This window comes from Roseococcus suduntuyensis (assembly GCF_014196305.1).
GTDB lineage: Bacteria > Pseudomonadota > Alphaproteobacteria > Acetobacterales > Acetobacteraceae > Roseococcus > Roseococcus suduntuyensis.
On the sequence record NZ_JACIDJ010000001.1, the window covers coordinates 60,691 to 79,848 of the forward strand.

General features: G+C 72.6%; 20 protein-coding genes. 10 read left to right on the plus strand and 10 right to left on the minus strand.

Annotated elements, in window-relative coordinates; translation table 11 throughout:
* Positions 1-40 precede the first annotated feature (40 nt).
* The 5 genes from GGQ83_RS00290 (at position 41) to mdoH (ending at position 4,952) form a co-directional block, all read left to right on the plus strand.
* On the plus strand, positions 41-1,141 hold the full coding sequence (locus tag GGQ83_RS00290; RefSeq protein ID WP_184382897.1) for a PA0069 family radical SAM protein: 1,101 nt from the start codon (positions 41-43) through the stop codon (positions 1,139-1,141).
* Between the two features lie 53 nt (positions 1,142-1,194).
* Entirely contained in the window at positions 1,195-1,821 is a 627-nt protein-coding gene (locus GGQ83_RS00295; RefSeq protein ID WP_184382898.1) for a ribonuclease HII, read from the plus strand.
* A gap of 53 nt (positions 1,822-1,874) precedes the next feature.
* A complete protein-coding gene (locus GGQ83_RS00300) occupies positions 1,875-2,960 on the plus strand; it encodes a site-specific DNA-methyltransferase (RefSeq protein WP_184381603.1) in 1,086 nt (361 codons plus the stop codon).
* 146 nt (positions 2,961-3,106) lie between these two features.
* The gene (locus GGQ83_RS19970; RefSeq protein ID WP_260170352.1) at positions 3,107-3,238 is read left to right on the plus strand and encodes a hypothetical protein; all 132 of its coding nucleotides are present in this window, start codon (positions 3,107-3,109) and stop codon (positions 3,236-3,238) included.
* Between the two features lie 40 nt (positions 3,239-3,278).
* Positions 3,279-4,952, plus strand: coding sequence for a glucans biosynthesis glucosyltransferase MdoH (gene mdoH, locus GGQ83_RS00305; RefSeq protein ID WP_184381604.1), 1,674 nt, complete (start codon positions 3,279-3,281; stop codon positions 4,950-4,952).
* On the opposite strand, the gene GGQ83_RS00310 is transcribed toward mdoH, so the two are convergent.
* The 3 genes from GGQ83_RS00310 to GGQ83_RS00320 are packed head-to-tail and all read right to left on the minus strand — an operon-like array spanning position 4,916 to position 7,205.
* On the minus strand, positions 4,916-5,665 hold the full coding sequence (locus GGQ83_RS00310; RefSeq protein WP_184381605.1) for an FkbM family methyltransferase: 750 nt from the start codon (positions 5,663-5,665) through the stop codon (positions 4,916-4,918). The genes mdoH and GGQ83_RS00310 overlap by 37 nt on opposite strands.
* Entirely contained in the window at positions 5,662-6,555 is an 894-nt protein-coding gene (locus GGQ83_RS00315) for a VOC family protein (protein WP_184381606.1), read from the minus strand. Before GGQ83_RS00315 ends, GGQ83_RS00310 begins: the two co-directional genes overlap by 4 nt.
* Positions 6,552-7,205, minus strand: coding sequence for a glutathione S-transferase family protein (locus GGQ83_RS00320; RefSeq protein ID WP_184381607.1), 654 nt, complete (start codon positions 7,203-7,205; stop codon positions 6,552-6,554). The genes GGQ83_RS00315 and GGQ83_RS00320 overlap by 4 nt, the downstream gene beginning before the upstream one ends.
* 257 nt (positions 7,206-7,462) lie before the next feature.
* Here GGQ83_RS00320 and GGQ83_RS00325 point away from each other — a divergent pair, with 257 nt between their 5' ends.
* From GGQ83_RS00325 to GGQ83_RS00340, 4 genes are all read left to right on the plus strand, one after another.
* Positions 7,463-8,575, plus strand: coding sequence for a murein hydrolase activator EnvC family protein (locus GGQ83_RS00325; protein WP_184381608.1), 1,113 nt, complete (start codon positions 7,463-7,465; stop codon positions 8,573-8,575).
* A gap of 48 nt (positions 8,576-8,623) precedes the next feature.
* Positions 8,624-9,091, plus strand: coding sequence for a GlcG/HbpS family heme-binding protein (locus GGQ83_RS00330; protein ID WP_184381609.1), 468 nt, complete (start codon positions 8,624-8,626; stop codon positions 9,089-9,091).
* Positions 9,092-9,176: 85 nt separating this feature from the next.
* Positions 9,177-10,565 carry an aminotransferase gene (locus GGQ83_RS00335; protein WP_184381610.1) on the plus strand — a complete coding sequence of 463 codons (1,389 nt, stop codon included), beginning with the start codon at positions 9,177-9,179 and terminating at the stop codon, positions 10,563-10,565.
* A gap of 177 nt (positions 10,566-10,742) precedes the next feature.
* Positions 10,743-13,274: a response regulator gene (locus GGQ83_RS00340; protein WP_184381611.1), complete on the plus strand. Its 2,532-nt coding sequence runs from the start codon at positions 10,743-10,745 to the stop codon at positions 13,272-13,274.
* On the opposite strand, the gene GGQ83_RS00345 is transcribed toward GGQ83_RS00340, so the two are convergent.
* Genes GGQ83_RS00345 through GGQ83_RS00365 form a run of 5 tightly spaced genes read right to left on the minus strand, consistent with a single transcriptional unit; the run spans position 13,275 to position 16,983 of the window.
* On the minus strand, positions 13,275-13,853 hold the full coding sequence (locus GGQ83_RS00345) for a hypothetical protein (RefSeq protein WP_184381612.1): 579 nt from the start codon (positions 13,851-13,853) through the stop codon (positions 13,275-13,277).
* On the minus strand, positions 13,841-14,917 hold the full coding sequence (locus GGQ83_RS00350) for a glycosyltransferase family 4 protein (RefSeq protein ID WP_184381613.1): 1,077 nt from the start codon (positions 14,915-14,917) through the stop codon (positions 13,841-13,843). Before GGQ83_RS00350 ends, GGQ83_RS00345 begins: the two co-directional genes overlap by 13 nt.
* Positions 14,914-15,462 carry a 16S rRNA (guanine(966)-N(2))-methyltransferase RsmD gene (gene rsmD, locus GGQ83_RS00355; RefSeq protein WP_184381614.1) on the minus strand — a complete coding sequence of 183 codons (549 nt, stop codon included), beginning with the start codon at positions 15,460-15,462 and terminating at the stop codon, positions 14,914-14,916. Before rsmD ends, GGQ83_RS00350 begins: the two co-directional genes overlap by 4 nt.
* A complete protein-coding gene (locus GGQ83_RS00360) occupies positions 15,462-16,226 on the minus strand; it encodes a pseudouridine synthase (protein ID WP_184382899.1) in 765 nt (254 codons plus the stop codon). The genes rsmD and GGQ83_RS00360 overlap by 1 nt, the downstream gene beginning before the upstream one ends.
* A gap of 34 nt (positions 16,227-16,260) precedes the next feature.
* Positions 16,261-16,983 carry a gamma-glutamyl-gamma-aminobutyrate hydrolase family protein gene (locus GGQ83_RS00365; RefSeq protein ID WP_184381615.1) on the minus strand — a complete coding sequence of 241 codons (723 nt, stop codon included), beginning with the start codon at positions 16,981-16,983 and terminating at the stop codon, positions 16,261-16,263.
* 80 nt (positions 16,984-17,063) lie between these two features.
* On the opposite strand from GGQ83_RS00365, the gene GGQ83_RS00370 reads away from it, so the two are divergent.
* Positions 17,064-17,495, plus strand: coding sequence for a nucleoside deaminase (locus GGQ83_RS00370; protein ID WP_184381616.1), 432 nt, complete (start codon positions 17,064-17,066; stop codon positions 17,493-17,495).
* 100 nt (positions 17,496-17,595) lie between these two features.
* Here GGQ83_RS00370 and GGQ83_RS00375 read toward each other — a convergent pair whose 3' ends face one another.
* The gene (locus tag GGQ83_RS00375; protein ID WP_184381617.1) at positions 17,596-17,862 is read right to left on the minus strand and encodes a WGxxGxxG family protein; all 267 of its coding nucleotides are present in this window, start codon (positions 17,860-17,862) and stop codon (positions 17,596-17,598) included.
* A 216-nt stretch (positions 17,863-18,078) separates the two neighbouring features.
* Positions 18,079-19,044 (minus strand): isoaspartyl peptidase/L-asparaginase family protein, encoded by a 966-nt coding sequence (locus tag GGQ83_RS00380; RefSeq protein ID WP_184381618.1) that lies wholly within the window; start codon positions 19,042-19,044, stop codon positions 18,079-18,081.
* Positions 19,045-19,158 lie beyond the last annotated feature (114 nt).

Below are 19,158 nucleotides of genomic sequence, written 5' to 3' on the forward strand. Positions count from 1 at the left end.
CGGCGGACAGCTTCTCGCCATGCGAAACGGAGGCGCCACCATGCCCGACAATGGCCATCCGCCGATATGGCCGCCGACATGGCAGAAGGGGCGCGGCACCGCCTCCAACCCCGCCGTGCGCTTCGAGAGCACGGCGCGCGAGGCCTTCGACGATGGCTGGGGCAGCCTCACCGAGGACATGCCCCCGCTGCGCACGTCCCTGACACGCGAGGCCGCCAAATCCGCGCTGAACTACAATGACAGCCCGGACCTCAGCTTCGACCGCTCGCTCAACCCCTATCGCGGCTGCGAGCATGGTTGCGTCTATTGCTTCGCGCGTCCGAGCCACGCCTATGTGGGCCTCTCGCCCGGGCTGGATTTCGAGACGCAGCTCTTCTTCAAGCCGGACATGCCGGAGCTGCTGGCGCGAGAACTGGCCAAGCCCGGCTATGTGCCGCGCGTGGTGACGCTGGGCGCCAACACCGACCCCTACCAGCCCATCGAGCGCACCGCCCAGGTGACGCGCCGCACGCTGGAGGTGCTGGAACGCTTCCGCCACCCCGTCAGCATCGTGACCAAGGGGGCGGGGGTGCTGCGCGACCTGGATATTCTCTCGCGCATGGCCAAGCTCGATCTCGTGCGGGTCTGCGTCTCGGTCACCACGCTGGACGCCAGGCTGGCCCGCGCCATGGAACCCCGCGCCGCCAGCCCCGCGCGCCGCATCGAGGCCATCCGGCAATTGCGCGCGGCGGGGGTGCCGGTGGCCGTGCTCGCCGCGCCCATGATCCCGGGCATCAACGACGCCGAGCTCGAACGCATCCTGGAAGCGAGCGCGGCCGCCGGGGCCGGCCTCGCGGGCTATGTGCTGCTGCGCCTGCCGCATGAGCTGCGGCAGCTCTTCGAGGAATGGCTGCACCAGCACTACCCCGACCGCGCCGCCCGCGTGCTGGCGCTCGTGCGGCAGACCCGCGGCGGCAAGCTCTACGACGCGGATTTCGAACGCCGCCAGACCGGCGAGGGCGCCTATGCCCAGATGCTGGGGCAGCGTTTCGCCACGGCCGTGCGGCGCCTCGGCCTCGAACGCCGCGCCGAGACCATGCACCACCTCGCCACCCACCATTTCAACGGCCGTGTGGACGACGCGCAGTTGCGCCTGCTTTGACCATCCGCGCCCCCGCGCGGCAGGATGGGCCCGCGATTCGCTCGGGGGGCATGGTGCCGGACTACACGCTGGAGGCAGACGCGGGTGGCCTTGTCGCCGGGGTGGATGAGGCGGGGCGCGGGCCGCTGGCCGGCCCGGTGCTGGCCGGCGCCGTCATGTTCCTCGCCCCCTGCCCCGACCCGCTCGCCGCGCTGCTGGATGACAGCAAGCGCCTGACGCCCGCGGCGCGCGCGGTGGCCGCCGCCGCCATCCGGCAGGCGGCGCGCGACGGGCTTCTCGTCTTCGCCCTCGGCGCGGCCTCGGCGCGCGAGATCGGCACGCACAACATCCTGGCCGCCACCCACATCGCCATGTGCCGCGCGGTGATGCGGCTCACCATCCGGCCCGATGTGGTGCTGGTGGATGGCAACCGCGCGCCCACCCTGCCCTGCCCCGTGCGCTGCGTGGTGGGGGGCGATGGGCTGTCGCTGTCCATCGCGGCGGCCTCCATCCTGGCCAAGACGGTGCGCGACGGGGGCATGGCCAAGCTGGCCCGCGCCTGGCCGCAATATGGCTTCGCCCGGCACCAGGGCTATGGCACCGCCCAGCACCGCGCCGCCATCGAACGGCACGGCCCCTGCCCGCACCACCGCCGCGGTTTCGCGCCCATCGAGGCCGCGTTGGAGCTTCAGCGCGGTTGACGGGGTGACTCCGCCCCCGGCATGGTCGCTGACCGATTCGCGAAGGGGACTACGTGGGCGCCGGGCTCGATCTGCCGCTGGACAAGGTGCTGGTGGGTGACTGCATCGAGACGCTGCGCGCCCTGCCGCCGGCGAGCGTCCATGCCATCTTCGCCGACCCGCCCTACAACCTCCAGCTCCGGGGCGAATTGCTGCGCCCCAACCACAGCCGCGTGGATGCGGTGGATGACGAGTGGGACCGCTTCGCCGATTTCGCCACCTATGACGCCTTCACCCGCGAATGGCTGACCGAGTGCCGCCGCGTGCTGCGCAAGGACGGCACGCTGTGGCTCATCGGCAGCTACCACAACGTCTTCCGCCTGGGGGTGGCGTTGCAGGACCTCGGCTTCTGGATCCTGAACGACGTCATCTGGCGCAAGTCCAACCCCATGCCGAATTTCCGCGGCCGGCGCTTCACCAACGCGCATGAGACGCTGATCTGGGCCGCCCACAGCCAGGACGCGAAATACCGCTTCAACTACGCCGCCATGAAGTCGCTGAACGATGACCTGCAGATGCGCAGCGACTGGTTCATCCCGCTCTGCACCGGCGCGGAACGCCTGCGCGACGAGGCCGGGCGCAAGCTGCACCCCACCCAGAAGCCCGAGGCGCTGCTGCACCGCGTGCTGCTCTCCTGCACCAAGCCGGGCGATGTGGTGCTGGACCCCTTCCTGGGCAGCGGCACCACGGGGGCGGTGGCGCGGCGGCTGGGGCGGCGCTTCATCGGGATCGAACGCGACCCCGGCTACGCGGCCGCCGCCGAACGGCGCATCCTCTCCATCACCCCGCATGACGAGGCCGCGCTGGTGGGCACCCCCTCGAAGCGCGAGCAGAAGCGCATCCCCTTCGGCGTGCTGGTGGAACGCGGCCTGATCGCCCCCGGCGATGCGCTGACCGACCGGCACCGCCGCTGGACGGCCACCGTCCAGGCCGATGCCAGCCTGGCCTGCGGCACGGCGCGCGGCTCCATCCATGCCGTGGGGGCGGCGGTGCAGGAGGCGCCCTCCTGCAATGGCTGGACCTTCTGGCACCTGGTGCAGCGCGACGGTTCGTTGCGCCTGCTGGACCTGTTCCGGCAGGAGCTGGGCGGCGAGGGCTGAAGGGCTCTCAATCTCAAGTTCCTGCAGTATATTATGCGGCTTTTTCGTCCGAAATTGTCATGTGGATAACCCGCTGACCACCTTGAATCCGCTCTACGCCAGGGCTACCCCCCGGCCCGCACACCTCAACTTCAAGGTTCCTCGGAATGGCGGAAAAGCGGGCGGCCCGGCGTGGCGATGCCTTCCTCATCCTGCTGCGCTTCGCGCTTCTGCTGGTCCTCGCCGCCTTCCTGGCGGTGATGGCGCGGACCATCTGGAACCTCTTCACCGGCGGCTGAGCTTTCGGCAAACGCCGCGCGCCATGGCAGTATGGGGCGCATGACCCTGCGGCGCCTCGCCTTCCTCGCCCTGTGCGGGCTGATCGCCCTCTCGGCCCTGCTGCTCGCGGGGCGCGCGGTGGCGGGGGATGGGCTTACCGTGCTCGACCTCGCCTGGCTGCTGGTGCTGGCCGGCCTCACGCCCTGGGCCGCGCTCTCCTGCGGGAATGGGCTGGTGGGGCTGGCCATCCTGCTCTTCACGCCGCGCCCGGCCGCGCATGTGGTGCCGGCCCTGCGCGACCCCGAGGGGCCGCCGCGCACGCGCACCGTGATCGGTGTCTGTGTCCGCAACGAGGACATGTCGGGCGTCATCCCGCCGCTGGAGAGCCTGCTGGACGGGCTGCCGGCGCCGCATTTCGACCTTTGGTTCCTCTCCGACAGCACCGCGGGCCCGCATGCCGAGGCCGAGGCCGCCGCCATCGCGGCCCTACGCGCCCGCCGCCCCGCCGATGCCGCCCGCATCCATCTGCGTCGCCGCGCCGTGAACACCGGCTTCAAGGCCGGCAATGTCATGGAATTCCTGGAGGCGGAGGGGCGGGACTACGACCACCTGCTCTGCCTCGACGCCGATTCGGAAATGTCGCCGGCCGCAGTTCGCACCCTGGTCGCCACCATGGAGGCGGCGCCGCGCATCGCCATCCTCCAGCAATTGATCGTGGGGCGGCCGGTCACCGCGGCCTTCCCGCGCCTCTTCCAGTTCGGCATGCGGGCGGGCATGCGCGCCTGGTCCAGCGGCCAGGGCTGGTGGCAGGCCGAGAAGGGCCCCTATTGGGGCCACAACGCGCTGATCCGGGTGGCCCCCTTCCGCGAACATGGGCGGCTGGAGGCCCTGCCCGATGGCCGCGCCATCCTGAGCCACGACCAGGTGGAGGCGGTGCGCCTGCACGAGGCCGGCTGGGAGGTCTGGTGCGTGCCGGAGGAGGCGGGCAGCCTGGAGGGCAACCCGCCCGCCCTGCCCGAATTCCTGGCGCGCGACCTGCGCTGGGCCGAGGGCAACATGCAATACTGGTCGCTGCTGGGCGCGCCGGGGCTGACGCTGATGGCGCGGTGGCAATTGCTCCAGGCGGTGCTGCTGTTCCTCTGCGCGCCGCTCTGGGTGCTGGCCTTCGCGCTGGCCGCGCTGATCGCCGCAACCGGCGGCTTCGACGCCGCGCCGGCCGGGCTGCTGGCCGGGGTGTTTCTCACCTTCTGGGCGTTGCCGGCGGCCTCCAAGCTGGCGGGCTATGTGCAGGTGCTGGCCCAGGGGCGGCTGGCCGCGACCTATGGCGGGCGGGGGCGGTTCCTGCGGGGCGCCCTGGCCGAGTTGCTCTTCGCGCTGCTGCTGGCCCCCATCCGCGCCGTCCACCAGACGGGTTTCCTGCTCGCCCTGCCCTTCGGGCTGCGCATGGGCTGGAAGCCGCAGAACCGCGCCGACCGTGGCGTGTCCTGGGGGGATGCGGCGCGGCTGCTCTGGCCGCACACGCTGCTGGGGGTGGTGGCGCTGCCTGCGGTGGCGGCGACCGCGCCCTGGGCGCTGTGGTTTGCCCTGCCCTGGGTGGGGGGGCTGGTGCTGGCCATCCCCTTCTGCGTGGTGACCACGGCGCCCGGGGCCGGGCGCTGGCTCAAGGCGCGCGGGATCGCCGCGACGCCCGAGGAGGTTCAGGCCAAAAGCCGCTCGGGGTCCAGGCTGGCATAGACATCGCCGCTGTTGGCCTCGGGCGGCAGGGCGGTCAGCCACGCGGCCATCTCCGTGGCGTTCACGGCGGCCGGGAAGGCCCATGCCATGCTCTCGCCCAGGCAGGCGTTGAAATGGGCGAAGCCCAGTGCCACCAGCCGCGCCAGCGCCGCATGGGCCACCTCGCGCTGGATGGTGGTGAACTCGAAGGAGAGCGCGGGCGGGGGCGCGGAGAGACCCGCCAGCACCTCGGCCTCCCACCCCTCCACGTCAATCTTGATGAAGGCGGGGGCGCCATGGCGGGCCACGAGGGCATCCAGCGTGGTGCGCGGCAGGGTCAGGGTGGCGTCCCATTCCTGCCCCTCCCAGCCCGGAGCCCCGGCGGCGGCGGCGATGAAGGCCTCGCTGGCGGTGGCGACGGTGGGGTTGGCGCGGTTCAACCGCAGCACGGCCTCGCCGGGGGTGGCGCCGAGCAGCAGCTCCTCCAGCGCGAAGCCGGGCGCGCGGTGGAACAGCAGGCGCAGCGTGCGCGCGAGGCGCGGCTGGGGTTCGACGGCCACCACCCGGGCGCCAACACGCAAAAAGCTCGCCGCGCGGTCACCCACATGGCAGCCCACGTCGAAGGCCAGGTCCCCGAAGGACAAGAACCGCCGATGGAAGGCGTCCAGCCCCGGCCGCCGCGCCTTGTCGTGATACAGCCGCAGCGACCGCCCGATGGCGGCGGCGGGGATCACGGGGCGAAGACCAGCGCCGCACCTGCCGCCAGGGCGGGCGGCACCATCAGGCGCCCGCCCGGCAGTTCCACCGCCTTGCCCGCCAGCAGGCGCGACACGGCGGCATTGCCATCGCTGGTGCGGACCACGAAGCCGGCCAGGAACGGCAGGGACGGAATTTCCACGCCCGGCAGCACGGCGGGCAAAGCCTCGGGCGGCAGCAGGCTCACGCGGGTTTCCATGGCGGGCGCATCCGGCCCGGCCACGCCCGCCCCGCCGGGGAAGCGCAGCACGAAGCCGCCCGCCGCACCCGGCTCCAGCGGCAACCCGGTCAGGCGCGACAGGCGTGCGCCGCTTTCCGCCGGGTTGGGGCTGACGAGGATGAGCTCCTCCAGCAGATCCGCCTTGTTGGCGTGGTCCAGCAGATGCGGCTGCCACATCAGCTCCGGCGTGTGGTGCTGGATGAGTTGCAGCCGCCCCTCCGGCGCATCGGGCCAGGGCAGGCGCGAGAAGCGGGCGCGCGGGCCGTCGGGCTTGTCCACCGGGCGTTCCAGATGCGCGATGCCGGGGATGTCCACGCCGCCCCGCCGCAGCCGGGCCAGGTTCGCCTCGGCATCGTCCATGGCCATGGCCAGGATGTGCAGCCCGCCATAGCGGCCCACGAACTCCGAAAGGCGGTTGTCCCAGCGCCCCGGCTCCACGATGGCCAGCAGCTCGATATAGCCGTGGCGCAGGAAGGCGCAGCGGTTGCCGGTGGCCATGCGCTCGGTGGGCGCGTCGGGCGTGCGCTTGCCCGATTGCTGCGCGATGGGCGAGAGGGTGAAGCCCAGCGCCTCATAGGCCGCCGTCATCGGCCCCAGTTCGAAATTGCAGACGCCCACGTGATCCAGGGCCAGGGCTGTATCGGTCATGCCGGGTTCTCATACTTGTCGAGGAGCCATTCGGCCGGTTCGGCGCGGGCCAGGTCATACCATTCCGCCACCAGCGGGTGGGCGCGCACGGCCTCCACATAGGCCATGCTGGTGGCCTTGAGCTGCGGCTGCCAGGTGAGGAAGCGCGCCACCACCGGCGCGTAGAAGGCGTCCGCCAGGGTGAAGTTCGCGCCGAACAGGTAGGGCCCGCCATGCGCCTCCAGGCATTCCGCCCAGAGGGTTTCCACGCGCGCGATATCGGCCAGCGCGCCCGGCGTGCGGCCCCGCCCCGCGAAGTCGCGGCCCAGGTTCATCGGCATGGCCACGCGCAGTTCGCGGAAGCCCGAATGCATCTCGGCCGTCACGCTGCGGGCATGGGCGCGCACCATGCGGTCGGCGGGCCAGAGGCCGGGGGTGAGCTCGGCGCAATATTCCCCGATGGCCAGGCTGTCCCAGATGCGGGCGCCCCCATGCTCCAGGCAGGGCACCATGCCGGTGGGCGAGGCGCCCTTGATGGCGGCGGTGGATTGCGGGGCGAGGGCGATCACCACCTCCTCCACATCCAGCCGCGCGAGGCGCACGGCCAGCCAGCCGCGCAGCGACCAGGAGGAATAGCGGCGTGTGCCAATGAAGAGGCGACCTTCGGGCATGGGGCGTTCCTTTCCGCCGGGCTTTCTCGCATGGCGGGGCGAGGGAGGAAACCTCGCGCGTGATCGCCGTAGGGCGGCACGCCCGGAGGCGTGAATCACGCGCGCCCAAGCATGATCGCCGTAGGGCGGCATGCCCGGAGGCGTGAATCACGCGCGCCCAAGATTCTGGCGCCGGCGCCCGGTCTGTGGTCTGGTCCGCCCCCATGATGCGGGGATGGTTTCTGGGGGCGGCGATCTGGCTGGCGGCAGGTGGTGGCGTGGCGGCGCAAAGTGCCGCCGAGGCGCAGCGCCAGGCCGCCGAGGCCCGCCGCGCGGCCGAAGCCGCCGAGGAACGCCGCGCCGAGGCCGAGGCGGAGGCCGAACGCCTGGCCACCGAGCGCGTGGCCGGCGCCGCCCGGGCCCAGGACGCCGAACGCGCCCTGCTGGACGCCACCGAGCGCGCGGAAGCCTTGGCCACCGCCGAGGCCGCGGCACGGGCGGAGGTGGCGGAACTCTCGGCCCGCATCGCCCCCCTGCTGCCCGTGCTGATGCGCGTGGCGCGCGAACCCGCCCCCCTGCTGCTCGCCGCGCCCGTGCCGCCGGAGGAGGTCACGCTGGGCCTCGCCGCCATGCGCGGCATGGTGCGGGAGGCGCAGCTTCTCGCCGCCCGGCTGCGCGACGCCGCCACCCGCGCGCGGGAGGAGGCGGAGGCGCTGGACGCCGCCCGAGCCCGCCTCGCCGCCACCGAGGCCGCGGCGCGCGAGGCCGCCGCCGCGCTGGATGCCCAATTCGCCGACGCGCAGCGCAACCTGACCGTCCAGACACGCGCCGAGCGCCGCGCCGTCGAACAGGCCGAAGCCGCCATTGCCCGCGCCACCTCGCTCGCCGAGGCGCTGGCGCGGGTCGAAGCGGCCCAGGCGCGGGCAGAGGCGGCGCGCGCCCGGGCGGAAGCGCGTGCGGCCGCCGCCGCGGCCCGCCGCGCCCGGCCGGCGCCCGCGCCCAGCGCCCCGCCCGCCGACCCGACGCCCCCCGGCAGCATCGCCCCGGTGGCCGGGCGGCTGGTGCGCGGCTTCGGCTCGCCCGGTGAGGGCGGGCCGGCGCGGGGCCTCACCTTCTCCGCCGCGCCAGGCGCCCGTGTCGTGACGCCCTGCGCCGGCTCCATCGCCTTCGCCGCGCCCTTCCGCAGCTATGGGCAGCTCGTCATCGTCGAGTGCGGGGCGGGGCAGCATCTGGTGCTGGGGGGCATGGCGCGGCTGGACGTGCGGGCCGGGCAGCGCCTGCGCGCGGGCGAGCCGGTGGGGGTGCTGGCGCCCTCGGGCAGCCCCACCCTCTATGTGGAATTGCGCCGGCGTGGCGAGGCGGTGGACCCCCGGCCGCTGCTGCGGATTTGACCCGGCGCCGTTCCGGGTTAATTCGGGGCAAGGATAAAGGAGACGACCATGCCCCAGCCCGCCCACCCCGCCGCCGTGAACGGCCTCACCCTCGCCCAGGCCGAGACCATCGCCGATGCCGCGCTCGCCAAGGGCCGCGAACTGGGGCTGCTGCCGCTCTGCGTGGTGGTGCTCGATGCGGGCGGCCATGTGAAGGTGACGAAGCGCGAGGATGGCGCGAGCCTGCTGCGCCCCGAGATCGCCACCGGCAAGGCTTATGGCGCGCTGGCCATGGGCTTCGGCACGCGGGAGCTGGCGCGGCGCGCCCAGTCCATGCCGGGCTTCACCAACGCGCTCTCCGACCTGACGGGCGGCAAGGCCGTGCCGGCCCAGGGCGGCGTGCTGGTGCGCGACGCGGCCCACAACCTGCTGGGCGCGGTCGGCATCTCGGGCGATGTCTCGGCCAAGGACGAGGAAGCCTGCATCGCCGGCATCGAGGCGGCCGGCCTGGCGCCGGACACGGGTGATCCGGCCTGATCGGGGCCAAACGGATCAGGGACTGACAGCGGCGCGCGGATGGGCCTAGGCTTCCCTCTCCGGACCGGGAGAGGGAGCCCCCATCATGCGCGCCAACAACCTGCACATGGCGGACATCGCCCATATGGTGCACCAGCAGACCGACCTCGACGCCCATGGGCGCGAGGGGGCGGTGCTGATCGCCAAGGGCGACGGCGTGCATGTGGTGGACAGCGAGGGCCGCCGCTACATCGAGGCGATGGCGGGCCTCTGGTGCGCCTCACTCGGCTTCTCCGAGAAGCGGCTGGCGGATGCGGCCTACAAGCAGCTCCTGGAACTGCCCTACTACCACACCTTCTTTCAGAAGGGGCATGAGCCCTCGGTGCGGCTGGCCGAGAAGCTGGTGGAGATGGCGCCGGGCGACCTCAGCCACGTCATGTTCCAGTGCTCGGGCAGCGAGGCCAATGACGCGGCCATCAAGGTCATCTGGTACTACAACAACCTGCGCGGCAAGCCGGCCAAGAAGAAGCTGATCGGGCGCATCCGCGGCTATCACGGTAACACGGTCGCCACGGCGTCGCTGTCCGGGCAGCCGCACATGCAGGCGGATTTCGACCTGCCCTATGGCGACCGTTTCCTGCACATCTCCAACCCGCACTACTACCGCTTCCACGAGGCGGGCGAGACGGAGCGGGACTTCTCCGCCCGGATGGCCGCCGAACTGGAGGCGCTCATCGAGCGCGAGGGCGCCGACACCATCGCCGCCTTCTTCGCCGAGCCGGTGCAGGGCGGTGGCGGCGCCATCACCCCGCCCGAGGGGTATTTCGACCTGATCCAGCCCATCCTGAAGAAGCACGACATCCTCTTCGTGGCCGATGAGGTGATCTGCGGCTTCGGGCGCACCGGAAACCTCTGGGGCAGCGAGACCTATGGCATCACGCCTGACATCCTGACCTGCGCGAAGCAGCTCACGGCCGCCTACCAGCCGCTGTCCGCCACGCTGATCAGCCGGCCCATCCAAGAGGCGCTGGTCGCGGGGTCGAAGAAGCATGGCAGCTTCGGCCATGGCTTCACCTATGGCGGGCACCCGGTGGCCTGCGCGGTGGGGCTGGAGACGCTGGCCATCTATGAGGAGCGCGACATGGTGGGCCATGTCCGCGCCGTGGCGCCGGCCTTCCTCAACGGACTCGGTGCCTTCCGCGACCACCCGCTGGTGGGCGATGTGCGCGGCGTGGGCCTCATCGCGGGCGTGGAACTCATGGCCGACAAGGCGAGCCGCACGCCCTTCGCCCCCTCCCGCAAGGTCGGCGTGCTGGTGCAGAACAAGTGCCACGAGGCCGGGCTCATCGTCCGCGCCATCGGCGACCGCATCGCCTTCACACCGCCCCTCATCATCACCGAGGCCGAGATCCAGGACATGTGCCACCGCTTCCGGGAGGGCCTCGACGCCGCCTGGGCCGAACTGGGCCCGGAGGCCAGGGCCGCCGCGGAGTAAGTAAACCAGAAGTTACAAGCCTTTGGCGCAGGGCAGCCCCGCGTGTTCAGGAATGCCTCGCAAACCGGGACGAATGCCGCTAATCTAGGCGTCATGGCCCCGACAAAGCCACTTCTTGAGACGCGGCAAAAGGCCGGGGCCCCCGTCCCGCGCCGTTCCACGCGACTCTACCCCACCGTGGCGGCCATCGTGATCCTGTGCCTGCTGGGCGTCTGGGGCATCGTGACCTATCGCGGCCACACCGAGGCGCGGCGCGAGGCGGAACGCCTGACCGAAGCCGTCGCCGTCGCCCTGTCCGACCAGCTCACCCGCGCCATCCAGACCGTGGACCTCATGCTGCTGGATGTGGCCGAGCGCCCGCGGGAACGGGTGGCCGCCGCGCTGGCTGGCGAACGCTCCAGCCTGCTGGGGGATCTCACGCAGCTTCGCGCGCTGGGCGTCACCGACACGGGCGGCGTGGTGATCCACGCCACGACGGACCCGCTGGTGGGCGTGGACCTCGCCAACCGCGACTGGTTCCGCGTGCTGCGCTTCGGCGGGCAGCAGCTGCGCCTGGGCCCGCCCGAGGCCGGGCGCTTCCTGGCCGGCACCAACCCCCGCGCCATCGCGGAAAGCGGGCTGTGGTCCATCCCCCTCGCCCGCGCCATCCGCACTCCCACGGGCGAGTTCGACGGCGCCGTGGTGGCGCTGCTGAACCCCGACTACCTGATCTCCATCTCGCAGCAATACGCCAGCGCCTTCGGCGTCACGGTGCGGCTGCACGCCTTCAACGGCGCGCTGCTGGTGCGCTCGGACGGGGCGCGGGAGGGCATCGGGACCATCCATCCCGGCGCCTGGCCCTTCCGCAACTTCCTGCCCCGGCGCGAGAGCGGCACCTACACCGGCGCCGACCAGGACGGGCTGGACATCATCGGCAGCTTCGCCGTGACGCGGCAGGGGTTGTTCGTGGTGGAGGTGGTCCGCCGCCAGGACGACGCCTTCGACGGCATCCGGGCGCTGAGCCTGCTGCTGCTGGTGGGCATCGGCGTGGCGGGGCTGGCCATCCTGGGCGCGCTGGCGCTGGTCATTCGTCAGGCGCAGGCGCTGGAGGCCCAGGGCCGCCGCCTGAAGGAAAGCGAGCGCCAGGCCCGCGCCGCATCCCGCGCCAAGGAGGACTTCCTGGCCAGCATGAGCCACGAGATCCGAACGCCCATGAACGGCGTGATCGGCATGACCGGCCTGCTGCTCGACACGCGCCTGGACCCCCTGCAGCGCCGCTATGGCGAGACCATCCAGAACTCGGCCGAGCACCTGCTGATGGTGCTGAACGACATCCTGGACCTGTCCAAGCTCGAAGCCGGCGCGGTGGAGCTGGAACGCGTGCCCTTCGACCTGGAACGCGAGATCGGCACCATCGTGGAACTCTTCGCCCCCCGCGCCGCCACCAAGGATGTGGAGCTGGTGGTGGCGCTGGACCCCTCCATGCCCGCCCAGGTGGTGGGGGACCCCGGGCGTTTCCGCCAGGTGCTGTTCAACCTGGTCGGCAATGCGGTGAAGTTCACCGAGCATGGCTGGATCGAGCTGGAGATCAGCGCCGAACGCCTGCGCGGCAAGCGCGAGTGGCTGCTGCGCTGCCATGTGCTGGACACCGGCATCGGCCTCGAAGCCCACCAGATCCCGCACCTGTTCGAGCGCTTCACCCAGGCCGATGCCTCCATCAACCGCAAATATGGCGGCACGGGGCTGGGGCTGGCCATCTGCAAGCGCCTCGCGGAGGAGATGGGCGGCAACATCGAGGCCGCCCCGCGCGATCCAACGCTGCCGCGCGGCGGCGGCAGCCGCTTCAGCTTCACGCTGCGCACCGGCGTCTCCGCCACCCCGGCCGAGCCGCCGCGCATCGATGGCCTCGTGGGGCTGCGCGTGCTGGTGGTGGATGACCTGGAGATCAACCGCGAAATCCTGGTGCGGCAACTGACCGCCATGGGGGCGCTGGCCATCGCGGTGCCCGATGCCACGAGCGCCATGCAGACCATCCTCGCCGCGGCGGAGGCCAACCAGTCCGTGCAGGCCATGGTGCTGGATGGGCAGTTGGGCGAGACCAACGGCCTCGACCTCGCACGCCATGTCCGCGCCACGCAGGGGCTGCCGCGCATGGCCATCCTGCTGTGCAGCTCGGGCGCGGACCTCGCGCGCGAACAGCCGCATGAGGGGCTGGTGGACGCCATGCTGCTGAAGCCCACCCTGCCCGCCCGGCTGCGCGACGCCCTGCAGCACGCCATGCGCGGGCCAGGGACGGCCGCACAGGCCCCCGCGCCCACGCCCGAACCCGCCGCCGAGATGCCGCGCCGCCATGTGCTGCTGGTCGAGGACAACCCGACCAACCAGATGGTCATGCGTGCGCTGCTGGGCAAAATGAACTGCGAGGTGGTGGTGGCGGGCGATGGCGATGAGGGTGTCACCATCGCCGAGGCCCATGCCTTCGACCTCATCCTCATGGATTTGCAGATGCCGGTGGTGGATGGGCTGGAAGCGACACGCCGCATCCGTGCCGGGGACGGGCCCAACAGGCGCGCCCCCATCATCGGCCTGACGGCGGCGGTGGGGCTGGTCTATGAACGGCAATGCCGCGCGGCCGGCATGGATGACTACCTGCCCAAGCCCGTGCAGCGCAGCGCCCTGCTGGAACGCCTGATGGCGGCGCCGCATGGCGCCATCGCGCCGGCAGGCTGATCAACCCTCCCAGACCACCTCGCAGGCCAGGCCCGCGCGCAGCCAGAGCGTGGCGGGGCCGGGGCCCTGTGCCGCGGGGGCATGGGGCGGGCCCCAGCGCAGCGCGGCGCGCGGAAGGGGGCCGCGCAGGGCGCGCAGGCGGGGTTCGGGCAGCGTGTCCAGATAAGGCAGCGTGACCCAGGCGGCCTCGCCCGCCGCCAGGCGCAGCATCGGCCGCGCACCGCCCGCCCCCAGCGCCACCACCGCGCCATGGCCCAGGATGCGCGCGGCCTGCCAGGGCGGTTCGGGCGGCATGTCCCAGGCGCGCAGGGCGGGGCGGCCGTGTTGGTCCAGGGACAGGGCGATGGGCGCGCCCTCGGCCCGCAGCGCCACGGGGCCGGAGGCCGCGCATTCCACCCAGCCCGCGCGCAGCAGCGCCCCGGGCAGGCGGGCGGCGCCCACCACCAGCGTGGAAAGGGGCGCGGGGCGCGACAGGTGCAGCGCGAGCGTGCCGGCCACCGGGGCGTCCAGTCGGAAGGGCGCCTCGCCCAGCCAGAAGCGGGCGGGGCCGGGCGGGCGATCCAGGATCAGGCGGCGCATCGGGCGGCCTCGGCCTCGATCAGGCGGGCGGTGAGGGTGATCATGCCCGCCTCGTCGCAGGCCTCCGCCACCGCGCGTGCCGCTGCCACACGGGCGATGGTGCCCGCGCGGTCAGCCAGCAGGGCACGGAAGGCGGCGGCGATGGCATCGGCCTCGCGCGGGATGATGCGCGCCACGGCCTCGGGCGCCGGCCAGGCCTCCAGCGCGGCGCGGGTGGCGAGGATGGGGCAGCCGGCCCGCGCCGCCTCCAGCAGCACCAGGGGCGCGCCCTCATGGCGCGAGGGCAGCACCAGCGCATCGGCCGAGGCCAGCAGCGCCGGCACATCGGCCACCTGCCCCAGCAGCCGCACCCCGGCGGCGGCGAGGGCGGGCGCGAAAGGCCCCTCGCCAGCCAGGACCAGCAGGCCCGGCGCCACCGCCCAGGACAAGGCGGGGGCCAGATGCGCGCCCTTGCGGTCATCGAGGCGCCCCACCTGCACCAGCAGCGGGACGCCCTCCGGCAGGTTGAAGCGGGCGCGGTCCGCCGCGGGGGAAGACGCGGGCGGCAGGCCGTTGGGCACCACGGCCACCTGGCCATGCGACAGGTCGAACAGCGCCTCCAGCCGCCGCGCGGCGGGTGCGGAGACGGCGGCCCAGCCCACGCGCAACCCGGCCACCAGCGCGGCCTCGGCCGGGGTGGAATTCCAGTCCACGCGGACCAGATGCGCCACGGCCAGGGTGGGCATGCGAACTTCCGACAGGACCCGCAGCGCGCCCAGCGCGGCATTGGGCAGGGGGCAGCAGACCAGCGCGGCCTCCGCCCCGCGCAAAAAGGGACGGAGCGCCTCGCCCTGCCGGGCCAGAGCCACGGCGAGCGGCGCGTCGGGGTCCATGTGCAGCGCGGCGGGGCGGCTGGCGCAGCCGGCCAGGGCCGCGCCCGCGGCGGCGAGCGTGGCCGGTTCGGCCACCACCAGCACCTCGACGCCCATCCGCGCCAGGCCGCGGGCCACCTGCAGGGTCTGTGCCTCCGCGCCGCCGAAGCCGGGCGATGGCACCACCACCAGCAGGCGGCGCAGCGCGATCATCCGCCCAGGACCAGGAGCCGCGCCTTGCCATGGGCGCGTTCCGTCAGCACCGGGAAGCGGGTTTCCGGCGCGTCGTCCTTGGGGCCGAGCTCGGTGCAGATGATGGCGCCCGGCGCGAACCAGCCGGCCGCGTCCAGGGCATCCAGCGCGGGCTTCAGCAGGCCGGCGCCATAGGGCGGGTCCAGGAAGGCCAGGGTGCAGGGCGTCACGGCGCGCGGCGGCCTGGTGGCATCGGCCGCGAGCACCCGCGCCGTGGCACCCGCGCAGGCGGCGATATTGGCGCGCAGGGCGGAAAGCGCCGCGCGGTCCTTTTCCAGGAAGGTGGCCTCGGCCGCGCCGCGCGACAGCGCCTCCAGCCCATAGGCCCCGGTGCCGGCGAAGGCGTCCAGCACCACGGCACCCTCCACCAGTTCGCGCCCCGCCCAGGGGGCATGCCAGAGCATGTCGAACAGTGCCTGCCGCGCGCGGATGGAGGTGGGGCGCGTTCCCAGCCCCTCCGGGGCCTGCAGCCGCCTGCCCTTCCAGGCGCCGGCGATGATGCGCATCAGCGCTTGCGGGCCGGCGCCGCCAGCCCAAGCTGCTCGCGCACCACCTTCGGGTTCACCTCCTCCACCGCGCCACGCTCCATGGTGCCGAGCTGGAAGGGGCCATAGGCGACGCGGATGAGGCGCGAGACCTCCAGCCCCAGATAGGCCATGACGCGGCGGATTTCGCGGTTCTTGCCCTCCTGCAGGGCCACGGTCAGCCAGGCGTTGTCGCCCTTCTTGGAATCCAGCCCCGCCTCGATGGGCGCGTAGCGGATGCCCTCGATGGTGACGCCCTGGGCCAACGCCACCAGCGCCTTCTCGTTCACCAGGCCGAAGACCCGCACGCGGTACCGCCGCACCCAGCCATTCGAGGGCAGCTCCAGCCGCCGCGCCAGCGCGCCGTCATTGGTGAGCAGCAGCAGCCCCTCGCTGTTGTAGTCGAGGCGGCCGATGGAGATGAGGCGCGGCAAATCCTCCGGCAGCTTCTCGAAGACGGTGGGGCGGCCTTCCGGGTCCTTGTGGGTGGTCATCAGCCCGGCGGGCTTGTGGTAGCGGAACAGCCGCGTGCGCTCCGGCTCGTTCACCGCCTGGCCGTCCACGGTGACGATGTCGTTGGGCTGGACGAAGGTGGCGGGCTGGGTGACAGGCTTGCCCTCCAGCGTCACGCGGCCCTCGGCGATGATCTTCTCCGCGTCGCGGCGCGAGGCCACGCCTGCGCGGGCCAGCCACTTCGCAATCCGCTCGCCTTCCGGCTTGGGGGTTGTTTCCCCCGGCCGATTCAGCCCTCCAGGCTTCGCCTTGCGGTCATCGGACGGGTCAGCCACGGCACGCCTCCACGAAAGCCTTCAGGATCAACGGGTCGGCCGGGTCCACCGCGTATTCGGGGTGCCACTGCACCCCCAGGGCGAAGCGATGCGCGGGGGCCTCGATGCCCTCGATCAGCCCGTCCGGCGCACGGGCATTCACCACCAGCCCTTCGCCCACCGACCGCACGGCCTGGTGGTGCGCGGAGTTCACCGCCATGCGCGCGCGGCCGGTGATGCGCGCCAGCAGCGTGCCGGGCGCGACCTCCACCTCATGCCCCGGCTCGGTGCGCGGGTTGGGCTGTTCGTGCGCGATATCGGAGGGCGCCTCGTCCGGGATGTGCTGGTGCAGCGTGGCGCCGAGCGCCACCGCCAGAAGCTGCTGCCCGCCGCAGATGCCCAGCACCGGCATGTCCCGCGCCAGGGCGGCGCGCGTCGCGGCCAGTTCGAAATCGGTGCGGCCGGGCTTCAGCACCACCTTGGGGTGGGGGGCGAGGGGCGGGTTGCTCCAAATTGCCGGGTCCACGTCGAAGGCGCCGCCCGTCACCAGCAGCCCGTCCAGCGCGGCCAGGTAGTCCAGCGCCAGTTCGGGCGCATGGGGCAAGGCCACCGGCAGCCCGCCGGCCGCGATGACGGCGGAAAAATAATTCTGGCGCAGCGCATACCAGGGCAGCTTCGACCAGCCGCCGGCCGCCTCGCTGTCCAGGGTCAGGCCGATGAGGGGGCGTTTCTCCATGCGCCCTTGTGACGCGGGGGCGCCGCCGGCCGCAAGTGGCGCGGCCACGACTTCTGCGGCACAAGCGCCGCATGTCGCCCATGGAGATCGCGCTGGAAGAGGCCCGCGCCGCCGCCCGGCGCGGCGAGGTGCCGGTGGGCGCCGTCGTCACCGATGCCGCGGGCCAGGTGCTGTCCCGCGCCGGCAATGAGGTGGAGGCGCGGCACGACCCCTCGGCCCATGCGGAAATCCTGGCCATGCGCGCCGCCGCCGCGCTCCGCGCCGACAAGCACCTGGAGGACGCCACGCTCTGGGTCACGCTGGAGCCCTGCGCCATGTGCGCCCAGGCGGCCAGCCTGTTCCGGGTGAAGCGCGTGGTCTTCGGCGCCTATGACCCCAAATCGGGCGGGGTGGAGCATGGCGCACGCGTCTTCGCCCACCGCCAATGCCACCACGCGCCGGAGGTGGTGGGCGGCGTGCGCGAGGCCGAGGCGGCGGCGCTGCTGCGCGAGTTCTTCGCGGCCAGGCGGTAGCCGCGAAGCTGGGGCGCGGTCCGCGACGGCGATATCGCCGTCGCGGTGAAGCGCCCCTTCAGCAAGGGCCGGACCAGCATTCGCCGGTCCGGATCATGGTCTAGCGCCGGGTATCGGGATGAATGGTGGCGTGGCGGTCGCGCCGCATGAAGAGCGGTGCCAGGCCAGCGAGCCCGATCAGGCCGAGCCAGCCCCAGTTGAACCCGTCGGTGCGCCCAACACCGGTGTAGGTTCCGCCCGTGCCGGGGATCGTGGTCATGCCGGGTGTCGTCGTGGCGGGCTGCGCGTGGACCGCCGTCGTCAGGACAGGTGCCGAAAGCAGGGCGGCCACGAGGGCCGCCTGGCAGACGCGGATGAATTTGGCCATGGAACATCTCCGTTTGATTTTGGTGTGGCAGGTGAACGCCACGTCACCATGACCGTTGCAAAAAAACTCCCGTTCTGGCGCAGAATAATGCAGTAATAACTACGCCATGGACTTGGTCTCTCCAAATTTTTTTGCAAAAAAATGGGGGTCATTTCTGGATTATTGTCTCAGCAAGCTTGGCGGTTACAGGAGAAATAGTTACCGCCAAGCACCAGCTTATGCGGGCGGGACGGAACCGGCCGGCGCCTCCTCATGAATGGCGATGAAGGGCCGCCCGCCCGCGCGCCATGCGCCGCGATACATCCCCTCCGTGTTGAAGGGCAGCGCCGCGTGGCCCGCCGCGTCCACCGCGATCAGCCCGCCACGCCCGCCCGCCGCTGGCACATCCGTGCCGATGACGCGCGCGCAGGCCTGTTCCAGCGTTTCGCCCAGATGGCGTATGCGGGCGCTGATCTCATGCGCGGCAGCGGCACGGATGAAGGCCTCGCCCGTGCCGGTGCAGGAGATGGCGACGGCCTGGTCCGCCCAGGTGCCGGCGCCGAAGACCGGGCAATCCCCCACGCGCCCCGGCCGCTTGTTGGTCATGCCGCCCGTGGAGGTCGCGGCCGCGAGCCGCCCCGCCGCATCGCGCGCCACGGCGCCCACCGTGCCCATGCGTGCGGGGGCCGGCACGTCATGGTCCAGCGCCACGCGGTCCTGCGCGCGGGCGGCCTCGAGCTGCGCCAGGCGGTGCTCGGTGCGGAAGTAGTCGGCCGGGGCCAGATCGAGCCCCGTGGCGGCGGCGAAGGCATCGGCGGCGGCGCCGGACAGCAGCACATGCCGCCCGCCCTCCAGCACCGCGCGCGCCGCGCGGATGGGGTTGCGCGGGCGCGTCACGCCGGTCACGGCGCCGGCCTTGCCCTCGCCCAGCATCAGCGCCGCGTCCATCTCGATGGTGCCGTCCGAGGTGAAGGTGCTGCCACGCCCGGCGTTGAACAGCGGGCAATCCTCCAGGGCGCGCACGGCCTCCACCACAGCATCCCCGGCCGTGCCGCCGGCGCGCAGCACGGTGGCCCCCGCCTCCAGCGCCGCCAGCAGCCCGGCGCGGTATTCGGCCTCCTTGCCACCGGTCAGCGCGGCGCGCGGAATGGTGCCCGCACCCCCGTGAATGGCGAGCGTCCAGCCCGCCGCCTCCGTGTCCATCGTCGTATCCTCCTGCCGGCGCAGCATTCGCCGCGCGCGCCCGTGCTGCAAGCTGCTTGCCGCAAGCCGCTTGCGGGGCGCCCCGGTTCCGCCTATCCGCGAAACATCCGAGGG

Excerpts from the sequence above, each read along its gene's own strand:
- GGQ83_RS00370 (WP_184381616.1), top strand. The coding sequence starts at position 17,064 with ATGGAGATCGCGCTGGAAGAGGCCCGCGCCGCCGCCCGGCGCGGCGAG.
- mdoH (WP_184381604.1), top strand. The coding sequence starts at position 3,279 with ATGACCCTGCGGCGCCTCGCCTTCCTCGCCCTGTGCGGGCTGATCGCC.
- GGQ83_RS00290 (WP_184382897.1), top strand. The coding sequence starts at position 41 with ATGCCCGACAATGGCCATCCGCCGATATGGCCGCCGACATGGCAGAAG.
- GGQ83_RS00345 (WP_184381612.1), bottom strand. The coding sequence starts at position 13,853 with ATGCGCCGCCTGATCCTGGATCGCCCGCCCGGCCCCGCCCGCTTCTGG.
- GGQ83_RS00350 (WP_184381613.1), bottom strand. The coding sequence starts at position 14,917 with ATGATCGCGCTGCGCCGCCTGCTGGTGGTGGTGCCATCGCCCGGCTTC.
- GGQ83_RS00330 (WP_184381609.1), top strand. The coding sequence starts at position 8,624 with ATGCCCCAGCCCGCCCACCCCGCCGCCGTGAACGGCCTCACCCTCGCC.
- GGQ83_RS00320 (WP_184381607.1), bottom strand. The coding sequence starts at position 7,205 with ATGCCCGAAGGTCGCCTCTTCATTGGCACACGCCGCTATTCCTCCTGG.
- GGQ83_RS00380 (WP_184381618.1), bottom strand. The coding sequence starts at position 19,044 with ATGGACACGGAGGCGGCGGGCTGGACGCTCGCCATTCACGGGGGTGCG.
- GGQ83_RS00335 (WP_184381610.1), top strand. The coding sequence starts at position 9,177 with ATGCGCGCCAACAACCTGCACATGGCGGACATCGCCCATATGGTGCAC.
- GGQ83_RS19970 (WP_260170352.1), top strand. The coding sequence starts at position 3,107 with ATGGCGGAAAAGCGGGCGGCCCGGCGTGGCGATGCCTTCCTCATCCTG.
- GGQ83_RS00375 (WP_184381617.1), bottom strand. The coding sequence starts at position 17,862 with ATGGCCAAATTCATCCGCGTCTGCCAGGCGGCCCTCGTGGCCGCCCTG.
- GGQ83_RS00365 (WP_184381615.1), bottom strand. The coding sequence starts at position 16,983 with ATGGAGAAACGCCCCCTCATCGGCCTGACCCTGGACAGCGAGGCGGCC.
- rsmD (WP_184381614.1), bottom strand. The coding sequence starts at position 15,462 with ATGCGCATCATCGCCGGCGCCTGGAAGGGCAGGCGGCTGCAGGCCCCG.
- GGQ83_RS00315 (WP_184381606.1), bottom strand. The coding sequence starts at position 6,555 with ATGACCGATACAGCCCTGGCCCTGGATCACGTGGGCGTCTGCAATTTC.